Origin of the sequence: Corynebacterium pyruviciproducens ATCC BAA-1742 (assembly GCF_000411375.1) — a bacterium.
In the GTDB taxonomy this organism is placed as follows: Bacteria; Actinomycetota; Actinomycetes; order Mycobacteriales; family Mycobacteriaceae; genus Corynebacterium; species Corynebacterium pyruviciproducens.
Window position 1 is genome coordinate 1 of record NZ_KE150448.1, and the last position, 17,572, is coordinate 17,572.

18 protein-coding genes and 1 other RNA gene are annotated in these 17,572 nt (G+C 60.7%); 4 read left to right on the plus strand and 15 right to left on the minus strand.

Annotated features, from left to right (window positions below; translation table 11 throughout):
* Window positions 1-252: 252 nt before the first annotated feature.
* Window positions 253-669 carry a YbaN family protein gene (locus HMPREF1219_RS09525; protein ID WP_016458714.1) on the minus strand — a complete coding sequence of 139 codons (417 nt, stop codon included), beginning with the start codon at window positions 667-669 and terminating at the stop codon, window positions 253-255.
* Window positions 670-948: 279 nt separating this feature from the next.
* On the opposite strand from HMPREF1219_RS09525, the gene HMPREF1219_RS09530 reads away from it, so the two are divergent.
* Window positions 949-2,871 (plus strand): solute carrier family 23 protein, encoded by a 1,923-nt coding sequence (locus HMPREF1219_RS09530; RefSeq protein WP_016458715.1) that lies wholly within the window; start codon window positions 949-951, stop codon window positions 2,869-2,871.
* A 610-nt stretch (window positions 2,872-3,481) separates the two neighbouring features.
* On the opposite strand, the gene ssrA is transcribed toward HMPREF1219_RS09530, so the two are convergent.
* From ssrA to HMPREF1219_RS09575, 9 genes are all read right to left on the minus strand, one after another.
* Window positions 3,482-3,858: a transfer-messenger RNA gene (ssrA, locus tag HMPREF1219_RS12640) on the minus strand.
* Between the two features lie 46 nt (window positions 3,859-3,904).
* A complete protein-coding gene (locus tag HMPREF1219_RS09540; RefSeq protein WP_016458718.1) occupies window positions 3,905-4,273 on the minus strand; it encodes a DUF488 domain-containing protein in 369 nt (122 codons plus the stop codon).
* Complete coding sequence (smpB, locus tag HMPREF1219_RS09545) at window positions 4,274-4,765, minus strand: SsrA-binding protein SmpB (protein WP_016458719.1); 492 nt, start codon at window positions 4,763-4,765, stop codon at window positions 4,274-4,276.
* A gap of 29 nt (window positions 4,766-4,794) precedes the next feature.
* Entirely contained in the window at window positions 4,795-5,691 is an 897-nt protein-coding gene (ftsX, locus tag HMPREF1219_RS09550) for a permease-like cell division protein FtsX (protein WP_016458720.1), read from the minus strand.
* Window positions 5,692-5,696: 5 nt separating this feature from the next.
* Window positions 5,697-6,386 (minus strand): cell division ATP-binding protein FtsE, encoded by a 690-nt coding sequence (ftsE, locus tag HMPREF1219_RS09555; protein WP_016458721.1) that lies wholly within the window; start codon window positions 6,384-6,386, stop codon window positions 5,697-5,699.
* Between the two features lie 76 nt (window positions 6,387-6,462).
* Window positions 6,463-7,215, minus strand: coding sequence for an iron ABC transporter ATP-binding protein (locus HMPREF1219_RS09560; RefSeq protein WP_016458722.1), 753 nt, complete (start codon window positions 7,213-7,215; stop codon window positions 6,463-6,465).
* On the minus strand, window positions 7,212-8,351 hold the full coding sequence (locus tag HMPREF1219_RS09565) for an iron chelate uptake ABC transporter family permease subunit (protein ID WP_016458723.1): 1,140 nt from the start codon (window positions 8,349-8,351) through the stop codon (window positions 7,212-7,214). Before HMPREF1219_RS09565 ends, HMPREF1219_RS09560 begins: the two co-directional genes overlap by 4 nt.
* Before the next feature lie 3 nt (window positions 8,352-8,354).
* Window positions 8,355-9,356, minus strand: coding sequence for an ABC transporter permease (locus HMPREF1219_RS09570; RefSeq protein WP_016458724.1), 1,002 nt, complete (start codon window positions 9,354-9,356; stop codon window positions 8,355-8,357).
* A gap of 193 nt (window positions 9,357-9,549) precedes the next feature.
* Window positions 9,550-10,551 carry a siderophore ABC transporter substrate-binding protein gene (locus tag HMPREF1219_RS09575; RefSeq protein ID WP_040427727.1) on the minus strand — a complete coding sequence of 334 codons (1,002 nt, stop codon included), beginning with the start codon at window positions 10,549-10,551 and terminating at the stop codon, window positions 9,550-9,552.
* 455 nt (window positions 10,552-11,006) lie between these two features.
* Here HMPREF1219_RS09575 and HMPREF1219_RS09580 point away from each other — a divergent pair, with 455 nt between their 5' ends.
* Window positions 11,007-12,116, plus strand: coding sequence for a CAP domain-containing protein (locus tag HMPREF1219_RS09580; protein ID WP_016458726.1), 1,110 nt, complete (start codon window positions 11,007-11,009; stop codon window positions 12,114-12,116).
* A 98-nt stretch (window positions 12,117-12,214) separates the two neighbouring features.
* Here HMPREF1219_RS09580 and HMPREF1219_RS09585 read toward each other — a convergent pair whose 3' ends face one another.
* Both HMPREF1219_RS09585 and prfB read right to left on the minus strand, forming a co-directional pair.
* Window positions 12,215-12,883 carry a class I SAM-dependent methyltransferase gene (locus HMPREF1219_RS09585; protein ID WP_016458727.1) on the minus strand — a complete coding sequence of 223 codons (669 nt, stop codon included), beginning with the start codon at window positions 12,881-12,883 and terminating at the stop codon, window positions 12,215-12,217.
* A complete protein-coding gene (prfB, locus tag HMPREF1219_RS09590) occupies window positions 12,876-13,985 on the minus strand; it encodes a peptide chain release factor 2 (RefSeq protein WP_016458728.1) in 1,110 nt (369 codons plus the stop codon). The genes HMPREF1219_RS09585 and prfB overlap by 8 nt, the downstream gene beginning before the upstream one ends.
* Window positions 13,986-14,024: 39 nt before the next feature.
* Here prfB and HMPREF1219_RS09595 point away from each other — a divergent pair, with 39 nt between their 5' ends.
* On the plus strand, window positions 14,025-14,873 hold the full coding sequence (locus HMPREF1219_RS09595; protein ID WP_016458729.1) for an inositol monophosphatase family protein: 849 nt from the start codon (window positions 14,025-14,027) through the stop codon (window positions 14,871-14,873).
* Window positions 14,870-15,628, plus strand: coding sequence for a histidinol-phosphatase (gene hisN, locus HMPREF1219_RS09600; RefSeq protein ID WP_016458730.1), 759 nt, complete (start codon window positions 14,870-14,872; stop codon window positions 15,626-15,628). The genes HMPREF1219_RS09595 and hisN overlap by 4 nt, the downstream gene beginning before the upstream one ends.
* A gap of 87 nt (window positions 15,629-15,715) precedes the next feature.
* Here hisN and HMPREF1219_RS09605 read toward each other — a convergent pair whose 3' ends face one another.
* From HMPREF1219_RS09605 to HMPREF1219_RS09615, 3 genes are all read right to left on the minus strand, one after another.
* On the minus strand, window positions 15,716-16,591 hold the full coding sequence (locus HMPREF1219_RS09605) for a S1 family peptidase (RefSeq protein WP_016458731.1): 876 nt from the start codon (window positions 16,589-16,591) through the stop codon (window positions 15,716-15,718).
* A gap of 321 nt (window positions 16,592-16,912) precedes the next feature.
* On the minus strand, window positions 16,913-17,275 hold the full coding sequence (locus HMPREF1219_RS09610) for a biotin/lipoyl-containing protein (RefSeq protein ID WP_016458732.1): 363 nt from the start codon (window positions 17,273-17,275) through the stop codon (window positions 16,913-16,915).
* Between the two features lie 27 nt (window positions 17,276-17,302).
* Window positions 17,303-17,563 carry a hypothetical protein gene (locus tag HMPREF1219_RS09615; RefSeq protein ID WP_016458733.1) on the minus strand — a complete coding sequence of 87 codons (261 nt, stop codon included), beginning with the start codon at window positions 17,561-17,563 and terminating at the stop codon, window positions 17,303-17,305.
* Window positions 17,564-17,572 lie beyond the last annotated feature (9 nt).

The following is a 17,572-nucleotide window of genomic DNA, read 5'->3' on the forward strand; positions in this document are numbered from 1 at the left end:
AAAAAGTAGTACATCAACACACTATCGAGTTCTCACACAACATGCACACCTCACGATTATCACGAAACAAACAATCGGATCTCCGTGAAGCGCTTTTCTTTACTTTACCCCGACCTCAACAAAAGTCAAACTCGAGGTAAACACCCACACACAAAGTTAGAAACTAACTAAAGAAAGCAACCAACCCCCTGTGCGGTGAACACAACATTAAACCAACCCCCAACAAAACCCCAAATTCGCAGGTCAGTGCCCTTAATTGGAGGCTTGCCGTTGAGGTAGTCGGTCCCCGACCACTGCTTCCTCCGGTTCGTCCATGCTCCAGATGTGCAGTGACACAAGACTGGCAACCAAAAACAGAACAACTGGCACCCACCAGATGCCAACGACGATGCCGGTGATCGCCATGGAGACAAGCATCGTCACCCACAGGGACATGAGCGTGTTCTTCTTTGCCTTGCGCGTCATCTCTCCTTTTTCATAGTTGCTGATGTACGGCCCCATGACGCGGTGGCTGCGCACGTAGTGCTCAAAACGCGGTGAGCTTCGCGCGAAGAAGAATACGGCGGCTAATGCAAAGGGCGTGGTGGGAAGGATCGGTAGAGCGATACCCACGAAGGCTAGCGCGAGGTTTACTATCCCGCCGATAAAGAAGATCGCTCGTCTGACCATGTCTTTTCTCCCTCGTCTTGTGCTTCGGTGGCCTCTCTGGCGCCCCACGCAAATTGGAGAGAACAAGTCCTCTCCCGCAGGGGCACGTGCGTTGGAAAGGCAGAGCCTATCCACTGTATCCACGCAATTTCTACGTGGTGCCACGTTACGTTGAGTTTACCTACCCGAGTCTGAAACCACACCCTATTAGCTGGCCCCAGTAGTTTTTTTGCATGCAAACTGATTACGCTAATACCTGATCAAATTCTTGCTTTCCCCGTAATCAGGAAGGACTTCCCCGTGGCGTCGCAGTCCACAGCTACTCTCAAACATCCTGTCGATGTTGTTCCCCCAGCCCCCAAGCTCGCTGCGCTTGGGCTTCAGCACGTGCTCGCGTTCTACGCGGGTGCCGTCATCGTTCCGCTGCTCATCGCGAGTTCCCTCAAGCTCGACGCGGCTACAACGATCCACCTCATCAACGCGGACCTGCTCACCTGTGGCATCGCCACGATTATCCAGTCGGTGGGTATCGGCAAGCACATCGGTGTGCGGCTACCGATTATTCAGGGCGTGACCACCACAGCTGTGTCCCCCATCATCGCCATCGGGCTGGGCGCGACCAATGGTGAGGGCGGTGTCGCTTCGCTTCCTACGATTTACGGCGCGATCATCGTCTCCGGCCTGTTCACGTTCTTTGCGGCACCGATTTTTGGCAAGGTGCTCAAATACTTCCCGCACATTGTGACAGGTACGGTCCTGCTGGTCATGGGTACCTCGCTGCTCGCAGTGTCCACCAATGACTTTGTCAATTACGCCGAGGGCATCCCCGCCACCCGCGATCTCCTCTACGGCTTTGGCACCCTCGCAGTCATCGTCCTGGTGCAGCGCTTCTTCCACGGTTTCCTCGGAACACTGTCCGTTCTCATCGGCTTGGTGTTAGGCACCGCGGTAGCACTCGTCCTTGGCGATACGTCCTTCGCGGATGTGGCAACAGCCAACGCTTTCGGTATTACTACACCGTTCTACTTTGGTATTCCGCGTTTCGATCTCGTGGCTATTTTCTCCATGATCATCGTCATGATCATCACCATGGTGGAGACCACCGGCGACGTGTTCGCCACGGGTGAGATTGTGAAGAAGCGCATCCGCCGTGACGATGTCGTCCGCGCGATTCGCGCCGACGGCGTGTCCACCCTTATCGGTGGCATCATGAATTCGTTCCCGTACACCTGCTTCGCGCAAAACGTCGGCCTTGTGCGCCTGACCGGTGTGAAGTCGCGTTGGGTGGCCACCACGGCCGCGGGTTTCATGATCATCCTGGGGCTTTTGCCCAAGGCGGGCGCGGTTGTCGCCGCCATCCCCTCCCCGGTTCTCGGGGGCGCATCTCTCGCTCTCTTCGCCAACGTCGCCTGGGTGGGTCTCCAGACCATCGCCAAGGCCGATCTTTCCGACGGCCGCAACGCCGCGATCGTCACCACCGCCCTCGGGCTCGCCATGCTTGTCACGTTCAAGCCCGAGATCGCGGAGGTCTTCCCCGCCTGGGCGCAGACGTTCGTGTCCTCCGGTATGTCTCTCGGCGCCATCACGGCGATCGCGCTCAATCTCCTGTTCTTCCACGTCGGCAAGCAATCCGGGGCACATGTCTCGCGGGCGACGGGCAAGGGCATCACCCTCGCGGACCTCAATGAGATGGACCGCGATGAGTTCGTCGCCACGCTTCGCCCGCTGTTTAACAACGAGCTGTTCCCGCTGCAGACCGCGTGGGAGGCCCGCCCGTTTGCCGATGTCAACGAGCTCCGCGCGGCGATCCAGGTCGCCGTTCTCACGGCCCCGAAGGACAAGCGTGAGGCGCTCATCAACGATTACCCATCGATGGCGGAGCTGCTCCAAGTCTCGGACGACGATGCCGCGACGATTTCCGCCGACCGTGGCTCCCTGGGGCTCACCGATCTCGATAGCGTGCAGGCGGCGAAGCTGGATGACATTTCCACCGCCTATTGGGAGAAGTTCGGGATGCCGTTCGTCTCCTACCTGGACACTAACGATACCGTCGAACGGGTCATCGACGCCGGTGTGCGCAGGCTGGCCAACTCACCGGAGCAGGAGCACCGAGCGGTCCTCTCGGAGATCGTCGAGATTGCGAACGATCGTTTCGATCTGCTGCTTGCCGACGCCAACCCCGTACGCTCCGCCTGGGACCGCAAGTTCACCGAGGTTGAGTGAGACCGAGCATGAGAGCTTCGCTCTCATCTCCCGCCTCCCCAGGCAGCGCCCCCGTCGAGGTAACCTCCCCTCGGCATGAAGAGCCACGTCCCGGGCTTTTCCGCCGGCCACGCAAAGGCCGGAACCAGACCAGCGATAGCCAGACCTCCCTCCAACGATGGGCACACGGTCAGCTGGTTAGGTCCGGCCTTTTGCCGTACCGGTACTCCTCAACGGAAGAGGCAGAGATAACCCCAAACCACCAGGGGCGGTCGGGATCCGGGGGCTCCTGAGCCTCGAACCGGGTGTGGTTGCACAGATGTGGCGTCTGCGTGTATTCAGCCATCATTCCTGCCATTCCCTCTCCGCCTCATGGATTGCTGTACGAAGCACCACTTACCATTTAGCCCAAAGGCAGGAAACGCGAATGAGGGCGCTGCCAACCCCAAGGCAGAACTACCGGGAAAGAAGTGAAATTACTGGTACTTTTGCAGACCAGGCGTGATCAATCCGTGGCTAATAAGGAAATCACCGGCGACCTCTGGCACACCTTGTAGCATGTCGAATCTGTTATAAAAACGCTGGTAGACAAACGAAACCCCCGGTAGAAAAACTACCGGGGGAATCCTATCGGTGGAGCAGCCGGGAATCGAACCCGGGTCCTTCGCCATTTAGCCAGGGCTTCTCCGTGCGCAGTTCGCACGCGCATCTCTACTCGGCTCTCCGGCTCGGGCAAACACGTCCGGATGATGAGCCCAGTCAGCGGTAAAATGTCGGACTCTCCCCCGCCGACGCGGGAGAACCCCAAGCCCCTTAGTCGATGCCGGCAACCGGGTCAGAGGCAAACCCGGGCCGACAGACTAGGCAGTCGCCTTAAGCAGCGAGTGCGTAGTCGCGCTGAGTATTCTCGGCGCTTAATAAAGTGCTACGACGCTCACGGTGGTCGTTGCCTGCACCGGCACGCTTCCCCTGGCTTAACAAACGAAGTCGAAACCAAAAGTCTGCCCCGTTATCCTTGCAGCGGGATTGTGCATCTTCTGCAAGAAGTACAACACTACCGCGTTTTCAAATATTCCTCAAGCCACTTCTTTAGCACCTGAGCGTGGTTTATATCGCGATCCTTCGCAGCAAATACGAGAGACACATCGTCCTTTTCAGCAAGGTCTTGCAGCGTGTCCACGTCCTCGTCCTGGCGTGCGTTGAGCTCCTCACAGTAGCGGGAGGAGAACTCGGCGAACTTGTCCGCGTCGTGGTTAAACCACTTCCGCAGCTCAGGGCTCGGCGCAACGTTCTTCAGCCAGTAGTCCAGGTGGACATCGGCCTTTGCCACGCCACGCGGCCACAGCCTATCCACGAGCACCGTGGTTCCCGTCGCAAGCGAGGGGTCCTTGCGCAAATCATGGATCTTCACGCACGTGATCATTTACGCCTTGATGCCTTTCACTCGGCGGCCGAGCTCACGGACGACCTCGCGCTCCTCAGTGCGACGCTTGATGTCCTCGCGCTTGTCATAATCCTGCTTGCCCTGTGCGAGCGCGAGCTCCACTTTGAGCAGCCCATCCATGAAATACAGCTTGAGCGGCACGAGGGTCTTGTTGCCGTCGCGCACCTTGCCCTCCAGCGAGTCGATCTCATTGCGATGTAGGAGTAGCTTGCGGTGGCGCAGCGGGCGGTGATTCGTCCACGTGCCCAGGCTGTACTCGGGGATGTTGAGGTTTCTAAGCCACACCTCGCCATGCTCAATGATGGCGAAGGCATCCGTGAGGCTCACGTGCCCCTCACGGATCGCCTTAATCTCCGTTCCCACGAGCTGAATCCCACATTCGAAAGATTCCAGGATGGTGTAGTCGTGGCGGGCGCGTCGGTTAGTGGCAACGACGTTACTGCCGGCGTTCTTTTTCTTCTTCTTGCCCATGATGGCATTACATCATACGCGTGGAGGGGCTAGCGGCGCACGTAGAGGCGAAGCGCCACATACGCGGTCACGCCACTGGCGATGAGCCCCAGGAGGGTCACAATCGGCCACACCGTCCACAGATCACCAGAGGTGATGGGGGCCACAAGGCGCGAATCGTACAGGGGCTGCAGCGCCGGATCTACCACGAGCTGCTTGCCCAGGAAGAGTCCAGCTGCGGCGACGAGCGCACCGATGAACGTGGAAAGGACCGCCTCCAGCACGAACGGGGCCTGGGTGTACCAGCGGGAGGCACCCACCATACGCATGATGGATACCTCTTCCCTCCGGTGGAAGGCAGCGATCTGCACCATGTTGCCAATGAGGAAGAGGGCGGCGAGTGCCTGTACCGCGGCAACCACGAAGGTGGCGTTGCGCACCGCGTCGAGGTTCTTTGTTGCCGCCTCAAGGTCCTGGGCCTGGTCCAATACGTCGGACACCTGCTTCATGTTCCGCACCGCATCAAGGGGCGTGGTGTTCAGTGGGTCGGTGAGGCGGACGTGCACGGCCGCGGGAAGGGCATCGGGAGATGTCTCCTGCACAAGGATTGGATCCGTATCCTGGAACAATTCCTTGAAGCGTTCATAGCTTTGGGCACGACTGCGGAACGTGACGGACTCCACCCCATCTTGCTTTTCCAGGGTGGTGAGCACCTCGCGGCACTCGGGGGTGGAGCAATCTTTATCGCCCGCGGAGATGTTCTCGTCCAGTTGCACCATCACCTCAACGCGGTCGAGGTAGATGTCCTTGGTGGCGCTCGTCATGTTGGTGACGAGGAAGCCGGTGGCAAGAAGCGCCAGCGAAATGGCGGTGGTGATGACGAGGGCAAGCGTCATAGTGACGTTTCGCCCCAATCCCTTGAAGCCTTCCTTAAATACGTAGCCCATCGTTACTACCTCCCCTGCCCGTACACGCCGTGGGCATCGTCGCGGACGAGTACGCCGTTGTTAAGCTCAATCACTCGGCGGCGCATGGAGTCCACTGCCTGCGCATTGTGGGTGCTCATGACAACCGTCGTACCCAGCTGGTTGATCCGGTTGAGTACCACCATGATGTCGTTGGCGGTGTCGGGATCGAGGTTGCCAGTCGGTTCGTCGGCAAGCAAAACGAGGGGACGGTTGACAAAGGCACGGGCGACCGCCACGCGCTGCTGCTCACCACCGGACAGCTCGTTGGGGTACCGGTTATCCTTGCCGGCGAGCCCGACGAGCTCGAGGGTGTCCGCCACGCGCTGGGGGATGGTGGACTTGCGCTTACCAATCACCTCAAGGGCGAAGGCAACATTTTCGTACACAGTCTTGCCGGGCAGCAGACGGAAATCCTGGAACACGTAGCCCAAGTGCTGGCGCAGCTGGTTGACGGCCTTCCCGCGGAGCGTGTTGACGTGGTAATCCCCCACGTACACGTCACCCGAGGTGGGGTCTACTTCTTTGAGCATGAGTTCCAAAAAGGTCGACTTACCCGAGCCGGATGGGCCGATGAGGAAGACGAATTCTCCCTTATCAATCTCCACGTTGATGTTATCCAGCGCAGGACGCGTCGACGTCTTGTACGTTTTTGTAACAGCGTCGAATGTGATCACACATGCAACTCTAGCCCATGTTCTTCACATCTTCCCCAATGGTTACTGGGGATTACGTAGGAATGTCACCCTTAATTTAGAAGCACGCGAGTTTGCACTTCGGCCGATCGATGACGGTGATGGGAGTATTAAACAACTCGGTAAGAATATCATTGCGCATGACATCCTCCACCTCCCCGTGGGCGAAAATCCGTCCGTCTTTAACCGCGCAGATCGCATCGGCGTACTGGGCGGCGAAGTTCAAGTCATGGAGCACAACTACGATGGTCCGCCCGAACTCGTCGGCAGCCCGGCGCAACAGGCTCATCATCTGCACCGAGTGGGCGATATCGAGGTTGTTGAGTGGCTCATCAAGGAGCACGTGATCGGTCTCCTGCGCGAGCACCATGGCCACGTAGGCACGCTGGCGCTGCCCGCCGGAAAGCTCGTCAAGGTAACGGTTCTGCAGGTCCTCGAGCTCAAAGAAGCTGATGTAATTGGAGATGATCTCATCATCCTTCTTGGTCAGCCGCCCCTTGTTGTAGGGGAACCGGCCAAACCCCACCAACTGGCGCACTGTGAGGCGCGTGATGAAGTGGTTCTCCTGCCGCAACACGCTGAACACCCTAGCCAGGTCCGCGGACTTCGCCGTGGACACGTCGAGGTTACCCACGGTGATCGTGCCCTCGTCCATCCCCAGAAGGCGGCCGATCATAGTGAGAAGGGTAGACTTCCCAGCGCCGTTGGGGCCCACGAGCGCGGTGATTCCCCCGGTGGGGATGTCCAGGGAGACGGGGCCAATCTCCGTTTCCGAGCCGTAAACCTTCTTGACTTTTTCCAGCGTGATCATAGTCGACCTTTCTTCATGATGACCCACAAGAACGCGGCACCACCCACGAGCTCAATAACGACGGAAACAACCCCCTGGGCGTGGAAGAAGTTGTTCATGATGAAGTACGCCCCGGTAAGCACGGCGTAGCACATGACAATGGACATGGGCAGCAGACGCCGGTGATCGTAGGTGTCGCACGCCTGGTAGGTAAGGGTTGCAACGAGGAAGCCAAGGAACGTCATCGGCCCCACCAGTGAGGTGGACACCGCCATGAGCACGGACACGAGCGCCAGCACCTGGATGACCACCCGCTTGTAGTTCACGCCGAGGTTGGTGGCGATACTCTCGCCGAGGCTGACAAGGTTAAGAGGCCCAGCCATCGCAAGCAGCCCGAGAGCGGCAGCAACCACGAGCGGGATGGCGATGGGAAACAGATCGGCGTCGGCATTATTCACCGAGCCGAACAGCCGGGCGGCCAGCACGTCGAATTCCGAGGGGTACAGCATGCGCTGCATGAAGGTGGACACAGAACCCAACCCGCCGCCGATGACGATTCCCACGAGCAGCATGAGGTGGAGGTTTTTCACCCCTCCCACGAACAACCACCCGTAGAGGGCAAGCGACAGCCCGATCATGAGGGCGATCTGGACAAGGAACAGAGCCACGCCCTCGAAGTTGGCCAAGGTGGCTGCGCCGAAGAAAAACAAGGTGGCGGTGGCGATGAGGCGGTAGAGGGATTCGAACCCCATGATGGAGGGCGTGAGAATCCGGTTTGCCGTGACGGTGTGAAAACACACCGTGGACAAGGCCTGACACACCGCAACGATAGCCATCGCAATGACCGCGTTGGCGCGCCGCTCGGCGATGAGCCAGAAGCCCCGTGTTCCAAACTCCATCGGGTTGTTGTAGGCGAGGAGCCCCACGGTGAAAAGGATGCTGGCAGCGGTGATTGCAATAAATGTCACCCGGTAGACGGCGCGTCCGCGCGCGGTGCCGAACGGCCCGAGTGGCGGACGCACACGCTGCGTAGAGGAGGCTGCCTCCCCCTCGCCCACGCGTCCCTGATGGATGGGCATGCCGGCGGGGTCTCCACCGGGGCGCTGCCGGGCGGGGATATTTACCGTGCGAACTGCCTTGTTTTCCTGTTGCAACATCTCCTACCCCACCTTCTTTGTCGTGCGAACGAGCAAAACGATGAACACCGTGGCGCCGACGACGCCGAGTACCACGGACACGGGAATCTCAAACGGCATGATGATGACGCGGCCTACGAGGTCGCAGGCGGTGACAATGCCGATGCCAAAGAGGACCACCCACGGCAGGTTCCGGCGCAGGTTATCCCCGCGCATGATGGACACGATGTTAGGGACGATGAGTCCGATGAACGGGAGGTTCCCCACAACAACGGTGACCACGCCCGTCGCCACCGCGATGAGCGCGGTACCCACGAGCATCACCTTGTGGTAATCCACGCCCAAATTGGTCGCCACTTCCTCGCCCAGCCCGGCGACGGTGAGCCTGTCGGCGATGAACCACACCACGCCAAGCACGATGACGACGATCCACAGCACCTCGTACTGCCCCTTGATCACCGCTGTGAACGAGCCGGCGAACCACACTCCCAGCGATTGCAGCATGTTGAACTGCAACGCCATGAACGTGGAAAACGCGCCGACCACCGCGCCGAGCATGATGCCCACGATGGGCACCACGAGGGAGCTGCGCAGTGACACGCGCCTGAGAAAGAGGAAGAAGATGCTGGTGCCGATGGTCGCCGCGATGACGGCCGCGACCATGCGGATGAGGATGGGGGCCTCGGGCCACACGGCCATGATGGCGATGAGCCCGAGCCCCGCCCACTCGGTGGTACCCGTGGTTGTCGGCTCAACAAACCTGTTTTGGGTGATGAGCTGCATGACGAGCCCACTCATCGCCATGACCGCGCCGGAGAGGACGAGGGCGATGGTGCGGGGTACGCGGGTGGTGAAGGACATATCCCGGCCACCCTCGCTGGTCATGTCGTAGGCACCGGTGAGAAGTGACGCGATGAGCAGCGCACCAACGACGAGAGCCGCTACCAGTAAAGGCCACGTACGTTCGTCACGAGCACCCGACTTCGGGGACACGGCCTCCGGTTCGGTCGCTGTAGCTGCCACCACAACCGATCGCGTTCCCCCCTGGGCAAGGACCGCCCGAGAGGAATGGGTAGGTGGTCGTTTCATCTTCACTTCATCTGACATTGGTGACACCGGTTAGCTTGTCGACGTAGCGTTTCCAGGCCTTACGGCCCGGAAACGCTGGCGGGTTTCATTGTCAGCGGCGCCCAGGACACTGTCCCGAGATGCCTACTGGTTAGAACTTTGCGGCGAGCTCGTTGAGGAACTCGATGTAGGTCTGGATGGACTCGTTGGTGTAGGTATCGGCGGGCATGTAGATGACCTTGCCGTTCTTCACCGCGTCGACATTCTTCAGCGCCTCGGAGTTCTCGATAACCTCCTTGGCCGGGGTCGAGGCAGCTGCGTCGTTGGTGGCGGCATCGCGGTCAAGGACGAGAATCCACTGGGGGTTGGACTGTGCGATGGCCTCTACTGACACCTCGTCGCCCTTGTGGTTAGTGGAGGAGTTTTCGATCTCCATGGCAGGGGTGAGGCCGAGGATCGGGTACAGCGGGCCAATGGCGCGTCCCTTCTCCGGGGCGATGAAGCCGATCTTGCCGCCGGAGACGTTGACGGCGAGGACCTTCTCCTCCGGGTTGTAGGCTTCCTTTGCCTTGGCCACGGCATCATCGAGCTTGTTGTTCAGCTCTTCGGCTTCCTTGTTCTTGTTAAAGATCTTGCCCAGCTGGGTTCTCTGTCGCTTGAGCTCCTGGTCGAGTGGCTGGCCGTCGCGGACGTTGAGGTCGATGAACGGGGTGTCACCGGCGAGGTCCTTGATGTCGTCGGCGTACTTGGCAAAGCGCTGCCCCTGGATGATGACATCGGGCTCGGCTGCGACGATCGCCTCGAGGTTCGGCTCGCGGTGGTTTCCGATGTCCACGATGGACTCGTCGTGCTTGTAACCAATGGTCTCCGGCATAAGCTCGCGCGGGGCGGCCTTGAGCTTGACACCCCAGTCGTACAGCGTCTCGAACGTGCGGTTGTCCAGGGCCACCACAGACTCCGGGTTGACCGGCGCTTCCACAGGGCCGTTGTCCGTGTCCACCGTCACCGTGGCAGCCTCCGCCGCCTGGGTGGAGGTGGCGCTAGACGAGGACGTTGTTTCGGTTTGCGAGCACCCGGTAATGGTGAGTCCGGCCGCTAGGAGGCCAGCAATTACTCCGGCGAGTTTGTTACGAGTCACCAAGACACCTTTCATAGCCGCTCGTCGCAGCATCTCGAAAAACCGCCGCGTGCCCGGTGAAGAGCCGATTGGCACGCGCCCGATTCCTGTCACTATTTTCACAACATTTTTGTTGCGAATTTAGGATTACCTCACACACCCTCGATAAAGTAAGTCAACCCTAACATAGGGCAACCTAAGGCCATAAAGGGTGCACATAGGTTCACGTCCCTAGCCCCAAAGGACACCAATAGGCACCATTTACCTGCAAAATTGCACTGCACGGGGGAAGATTTACCCTGCCCGACCACCCCAGAAACAAACAGAAGGCACACCTTGAAAGAGCACCACAATGCGCACACGGCCGCCAAAGACACTGCACACAGCCCACTCCCCCGCCCGTACCATATCAGTGGGTATCGAGCTAGCTACCAGGTTGCTTCCAGGTTGTGTACTATTCCTTTTAAGGAAACGACTCTTTTGGAGGCACTATGACTTCTCGTATCACCGCGGCACTTATCTCGACCGCGTCCATCGCAGCGTTGACCACCGGGCTGGTCACCGCCCCCGTGGCCCTCGCCGCCCCGGATCCCACCACCGGCGTGGAACTTAACCACCCGACCTCGCAGTTCGTCGCCACTCCCGTTCTGGTCGATTTCTCCGACTCACGAACCGAAGGACTCAAGGCACTCAAGGAGTACCGCGCCCGCGCCTGGGACAACAACTTCCTTTTCAATGGCCAGTCCATTCGGGTTGCCGCTGCCAAACAAGGCCTAAACTCCAGGAGCGCCTACATCAACGCAGTGCAGGCCGACGGTGGTCTTGCTCGTATCGCAATCCAACGTGCTGCTGAGAATTCCTACACGCGGGACATAGTTCACCGCCGTCCTGCGGGGCCGGGGTGCGAGCTGGGAGCAATCGATCGTTGCGCAAGTATTTGGAGCGCCACTTATAAAGGAAATCAGGCTTTTGCCGAAGTTCTAGCTTACAACCCTTATGACGCTGGGATTTCCAACGCCATCATCGACTTGTGGGGGAAGGGCGAAGAGTCGGCTAACCAGCGCCTAAGGGGATACGCTGGAGACGGAAACGGGCACCTGCGTACTCTCATGAATCCCGGGTATCGCTATTACGGCTTCGGTTATGTCAAAGGTACGGACAATAAATACACGAGCGCAGGAGCGGCGAGCGCCAGCTCCATCGAGGCGGACAACCTGCCGGCAGGACGGCAGACGGTCACCTTGTACCGTGCGGCTACGCCGGGCGAAAGGCCTACTGGAATTGTGACCAACACGAAGCCCTCCACGGACAAGCCGAAGCCCGCCGACCCCACCACCAACAAGCCGAAGCCCGCGGACCCGAGCACCAGCAAGCCGCAGCCTTCTGAGCCCACCAAGCCCGAACAGAAGACTCCTGGGCAGCAGGGTGCTGCGGCGAGCATCGACTTTAACAACATCAGCTCGAACTCGGACATCCTCTCCTCGGAGACGGCAACCGATGGCGAGAAGGCCGCAGCGGGTATCGCGCTCGCCGTGGGAATCCTCGGCCTCCTTGGCTTGCTGGCAAACCTCGCACAACAAGCGGGTGTCATCCGGTTTTAGGTAATCCGTGAAGAGCGGCCTACGAACTCCGTGGGCCGCTTTTTACGTGTCCCCCACCGTAAGGCGGGAAAAACGGCGGGACGGGGGCGTCGACAAGCCTAAGCGCGGTGGGTGGTGACCACAATCCGATCGGTGGAGTGGCCGCTGCCGGCGCCGGTGGTGACGTGGCGGGCGCGGGTTTCATCAAGGGCGACCGACCAGCCGGGGGTGGTGTCGATGAACGCGCGGAACTGTTCCGGGGTGACAACGAAGCGGAAGTGACCATCGTGAATGGTGTCCGGATCCACCACGTGGTGGACGAAGACGAGCCGGCCGTGCGGGGCAACGAAGCTCAGCAGCCGGGTGAGGTTCGCTTCGGTGTGGGTGATGACTGGGTACATCGCGATGACGAGGTTGAAGGTGGAGTCAATGGGCGCATCCTCAATCCCACCTTGAACCCACGTGACGCGCCCCTGCGTATCGCGTGCCCGCGCACGCCCGAGCGCCACGGCCGACGGATCGAACGCCGTCACCGAGAAGCCGTGTTCGGCGAGCCACAGGGCATCGGCGCCCTCCCCCGTCCCCACGTCCAGTGCCGTCGGGACCGTCGTGGGCGTCGGGCCCGTCGTAAACGTCGGGACCGTGCCGGGTTCGAGGGATGTCACCGCGTAGATGAGGGCTTCGTTGGGGTTGCCGCTCCACATGGAATCCGACTCGCTGTAACGGCGATCCCACTCGGCGGCGTTGGTCTCCGCGTCCCAGGGCTCGTGGGGAGCGTTGCTAGTCATCGCTCTCCTTCTGCTGTGCCATCCGCCAGCGGATGCCGGCCTCAAGGAAACCATCAATATCGCCGTCGAGAACCTTGGAGGGGTCCCCCACCTCGTAGTTCGTGCGCAGGTCCTTCACCATCTGGTACGGGTGCAGCACATACGAGCGCATCTGGTTACCCCAGCTCGCCTCGCCGCCGGCACCGAGGGCATCCATCGCCGCCTGCTCCTCCTGGCGCTTGCGCTCCAGAAGGCGGGACTGCAACACGGCCATCGCCGAGGCACGGTTTTGGATCTGTGACTTCTCGTTTTGGCACGTCACCACGATGCCCGTGGGGATGTGCGTGATGCGCACCGCGGAGTCGGTCGTGTTCACCGACTGCCCGCCAGGCCCGGAGGAGCGGTACACGTCCACACGCACATCGGAATCCGGAATGTCGATGTGGTCCGTCTTCTCCACCACCGGCAGGACCTCCACCTCGGCGAAGGAAGTCTGACGGCGGGCCTGGTTATCAAACGGGCTGATGCGCACCAGGCGGTGCGTGCCCTGCTCCACCGAGAGGGTGCCGTACATGTACGGGTCAGACACCTGGAAGGTGGCGGACTTGATGCCCGCCTCCTCCGCGTAGGACGTGTCAAACACCTGCACCTTGTGGCCGTCCTTTTCCGCCCACCTGATGTACATGCGCATGAGCATCTCCGCCCAATCCGCGGCATCCACGCCACCGGCACCGGAGCGGATGGTGACAACGGCATCGCGCTCGTCGTACTCACCGGAGAGCATCGTCTGCACCTCCATCGACTCGATGGCCTGGCGCAACTCATCACGCTCGGCGTCGGCAAGGTCAGTGCCCTCCCCCTCTTCCTCGGCGAGCTCGTACATCACAGGCAGGTCATCCACCCGCTGCCGCAGACCCCGCACCTTCTTCAGCGTCGACTGCGTGTGGCTCAAGTCGGATGTGACCTTCTGGGCGTTGGCCGGGTCGTCCCACAGCGTGGGGTCCGCGGCGGTGAGCTCCAGCTCGCGCTCCCGCTCGGCGAGCGCGTCGAGGTCGAGCACCTTTTCAATGGTGGTCAACGTATCGGACAGGGACTCAATATCAGAAGCTACATCGGGTTGCACAATGGATAAGCCTACATATCTAGGGCACAATAGGGTGTTATGAGCACCTCTAACCAAAAGATTACGAAGGAAATGCTGGAGAGCATCGCCAAAACGTTCTGCGTTGCCCACCAGGGCGATGATGACGCGCGACTGGCGCAGGCGCTGGTGTACAACGCCGGGCGGCTCGCGTGGCGGATGCGCGAGGCCGGCATTTCCACCAAACAGAAAACGTCCGTGTCCGACGTGGTGACGGAGGCCGACGAGGCCGCCGAGTTCCTCGTTTCCCACGTGTTAGAAACCCTGCGTCCCGATGACGGGATCCTCGGCGAGGAAGGTTCCTCGCACGCCTCGGCGTCCGGCAAGACGTGGGTGATCGACCCCGTCGACGGGACATACAACTTCGCCTCGGGCTCGGACTACTGGTGCTCCGCCCTGGCGCTGTGCACCGGCGACCCCTCCCAGCCTGACGAGGTCATCCTCGGCGCAGTCCACCGCCCCGCCATGGGATACACGTGGTTTGGGGGGCCGCAGTTCCCCACCACCCGCGATGGCAAGAAGGTCGCGGGGATTACGGACGCGGAGGCAGGCCAGATTTGCCTCGCCTCCTACATTCACCCCACGTGGGTGGCTAACGACGAGCTCATGGGGCACTGGCGCCGCGTCACCGAGCTCTTCGCCACGGTCCGCATGCTCGGCGCCGGTTCCGTCGACCTCGCCAGTGTTGCCGACGGCACGCTCGGCTGCTGGATGCAGCACTCGGTGAAGGATTGGGACTGGCTGCCTGGCAAGGCCCTGGTGGAGGCCGCCGGTGGCGTGACCGCCGAGGTTCCCGCGGGCGGAGTCGTGTGGAAGATCGCCGGCGCGCCCACCGCCGTGGAGCAGATGAAGGAGGCCCTCAACCGATGAATTCCGATCTTGACCTAGCTTTGTCGCTGGCCGACGCCGCCGACGCGATCACCATGGACCGCTTCCAGGCGGCCGACCTCCATGTTGACTCCAAACCGGACCTCACCCCTGTTTCGGACGCCGACCTGACCGTGGAGAAAACCCTCCGCGCGCTGTTGGCTAAGCACCGCCCCGACGATGACATCCTGGGCGAGGAATTCGGCGGCCTGCCCGCTGAGACCGGCCGCCAGTGGGTGATCGACCCCATCGACGGCACGAAGAGTTACGTGCGTGGCGTGCCGATCTGGGCCACGCTCATCGCCCTGTGCGACGGCCACACCCCTGTCCTCGGTGTGGTCTCGGCGCCGGCCCTTCAGCGTCGCTGGTGGGCGACGGCCGGTGGCGGGGCGTTCGCGGATTCTCTCCCGCTCCACGTGTCTGGGGTCTCCTCGCTTGCCGACGCCTCCCTCGGCTTTTCCTCCCTCTCCGGGTGGGCTGACCGTGGGCTGCGCGAGAAGTTCATCGCGCTGACGGATGCCACGTGGCGGCTTCGCGGCTACGGTGATTTCTGGTCTTACTGCCTCGTCGCCGAGGGGGCCATCGACATCGCCGCCGAGCCGGAGGTGAACCTGTGGGATCTCGCCGCCCTTGACATTCTTGTGCGCGAGGCCGGTGGCACGTTCACTTCTCTTGACGGCACGCCCGGCCCCTACGGCGGCAGCGCCGTGGCCACCAACGGACTACTCCATGAGGATGTCCTCGCCGCGCTGTCCTAGCAGCGCACATCGACCGAATCTGGTGTATTCATTCCACCCGGATACCACAGTGGCGCAGGATTTCTCCTGCGCCACTGTTTTACGCTGTTACGGTAGCCACAGCCCGTAACCCGGGTAGTCTGGGTGTTCGTTCAAATCTGCCATCACTTGCTCGCTGGTATTGACAACGGCGGGTGAGTGCAGGAAACCCTGGAGCGGGGTGCGGCAGGAAGTGTCCATACCCGGCACAATATCCATGCCTCCGGAGAGGAACCCAACGAGTTGGTCACCACGGAGGATGGGCGCGCCAGAGTCGCCCTGCGTGGCGCAGACCTGGGAGAAGCTCACCGATTCAGAGGTCACGAGGTTGAGCCCACAGGTCATCCCCGTTCCCACGCCCTTCTTGCAGATCTGCTCGCCGTCGTTGGCACTGCCGGACAGGCTGTTGACGGTCACTCCGTCGTAGGTGCGGGAGACCTCGGCCACCTTCTTATCAAACACGATGACCGAGTAGTCACGGGCCTTGTTCCCGCCAACGATGGTGCCCGACGGGGGGATGGACTGCTCGTCAGCCGAGGAGACCTTCTGCCCGAACCCGCCACAGTGCGCCGCGGTGATGCCGACGTAGCGCCCCGCCTTATCGATACCAACAATACCCAGCGTGCACAGCGACTTAGGTACACCGTTGAAATCGTGCACGAAGATGGGCGTGCCCGGCCCGTACAGGACCTTTCCACGCGCCTCTGCGTCGCGCGCCTCCTGCGGGATCTCGGGCGCGTTAAAGAAGGACACCGTAGAGCGGTGCAGCACCGGCCCCTGCTTCAACGCCATGATCTGGGAACCAATATCGTAATTCCACTTGTAGTTGAGGAGCTGATCATCGGGCAACGGCTCGGCTGCGGCCTGGGGCGCGAGGATCATGGAAGCTGCAAACAAAGAGACAAAGGCGAGGCTAGCTCGCTTCAAGGTGGATACGAGGCGCATTCTTCTAACATAACAGCTTTCACATCCACCTCATAAGATAACACCTGGGCTTTCTCCGGCAATGCCCAATTGTTATCAACCTGTTGTAGTTCCGTAACGCATGTGCCTTCCTTCCGTAGCCCCCGTCCGCGGAAAACCGCTACTCAGCCCGGAGGCAGATCCCACCACACGACAGGGGCATCGGTTACTCTCTCCCACCCACAACAACACACTCCCAAACAGTTACTATTGCAACGGCCCTCTGAGCCTAAGGGCCGCATCCAAGGCAAAAAATTCCCCCACAGCGTGTGCTGCGGGGGAATGGTCTGGTGGGCGGAAGGACTACTCTACGTCGAGCAGGACCTGGCCACCCTGAACCGCATCGCCCTGGGCAACGTGGATCTTGCCCACCTTGCCGTCGGCGGGAGCGGTGATCTCGGTTTCCATCTTCATCGCCTCAAGGACGATGACGACCTGGCCGGCCTTGATCTCGTCGCCCTCAGCGACCAAGATCTTGAACACGGAACCCGCCAGAGGCGCGGTAATCGCATTCCCGGAGCCACCCTGGGTGGCCGCGGAGCTGGCAGCGGCAGATGCGGCCGGAGCGGAACCACCAATGTTGATGGATCCCAGAGTGCGGCGCTCCTCCTCTACCTCGACGTCGACATCGTAGGCGATGCCGTTGACTGTCACTTTCAGTTTCATGGTTATCTTCTCTACCTTCTACGATGTTTAGACGTTGAGTGCGTGGCGCTGTTGGAAACGACGCCCCTGGGAAGCCCAGGTATCGTCGCGGGAAAAACGAACTGCCTTCACGGTGCCCTTGTTGCCCAGGTAGGCAGACACTGCGGCAGAAATCGCCATGAGCGTGTCCTCCGGGATATCGGCATTGAGGCGCTTTTCCGCCTGCTCGAGGCGCTTTTCTGCCTGGCCGAGACGGTGCTGGAGGTCACGCACCATGTCAAAGAGTTCAGCTTTTGTGGGCTCATTCATGTATCTTTA

Excerpts from the sequence above, each read along its gene's own strand:
- HMPREF1219_RS09610 (WP_016458732.1), bottom strand. The coding sequence starts at position 17,275 with ATGAAACTGAAAGTGACAGTCAACGGCATCGCCTACGATGTCGACGTC.
- ftsX (WP_016458720.1), bottom strand. The coding sequence starts at position 5,691 with ATGGGCTACGTATTTAAGGAAGGCTTCAAGGGATTGGGGCGAAACGTC.
- hisN (WP_016458730.1), top strand. The coding sequence starts at position 14,870 with ATGAATTCCGATCTTGACCTAGCTTTGTCGCTGGCCGACGCCGCCGAC.
- HMPREF1219_RS09605 (WP_016458731.1), bottom strand. The coding sequence starts at position 16,591 with ATGCGCCTCGTATCCACCTTGAAGCGAGCTAGCCTCGCCTTTGTCTCT.
- HMPREF1219_RS09595 (WP_016458729.1), top strand. The coding sequence starts at position 14,025 with ATGAGCACCTCTAACCAAAAGATTACGAAGGAAATGCTGGAGAGCATC.
- smpB (WP_016458719.1), bottom strand. The coding sequence starts at position 4,765 with ATGGGCAAGAAGAAGAAAAAGAACGCCGGCAGTAACGTCGTTGCCACT.
- HMPREF1219_RS09540 (WP_016458718.1), bottom strand. The coding sequence starts at position 4,273 with ATGATCACGTGCGTGAAGATCCATGATTTGCGCAAGGACCCCTCGCTT.
- HMPREF1219_RS09565 (WP_016458723.1), bottom strand. The coding sequence starts at position 8,351 with ATGTTGCAACAGGAAAACAAGGCAGTTCGCACGGTAAATATCCCCGCC.
- HMPREF1219_RS09580 (WP_016458726.1), top strand. The coding sequence starts at position 11,007 with ATGACTTCTCGTATCACCGCGGCACTTATCTCGACCGCGTCCATCGCA.
- HMPREF1219_RS09585 (WP_016458727.1), bottom strand. The coding sequence starts at position 12,883 with ATGACTAGCAACGCTCCCCACGAGCCCTGGGACGCGGAGACCAACGCC.
- HMPREF1219_RS09560 (WP_016458722.1), bottom strand. The coding sequence starts at position 7,215 with ATGATCACGCTGGAAAAAGTCAAGAAGGTTTACGGCTCGGAAACGGAG.
- HMPREF1219_RS09525 (WP_016458714.1), bottom strand. The coding sequence starts at position 669 with ATGGTCAGACGAGCGATCTTCTTTATCGGCGGGATAGTAAACCTCGCG.
- HMPREF1219_RS09575 (WP_040427727.1), bottom strand. The coding sequence starts at position 10,551 with ATGAAAGGTGTCTTGGTGACTCGTAACAAACTCGCCGGAGTAATTGCT.
- HMPREF1219_RS09615 (WP_016458733.1), bottom strand. The coding sequence starts at position 17,563 with ATGAATGAGCCCACAAAAGCTGAACTCTTTGACATGGTGCGTGACCTC.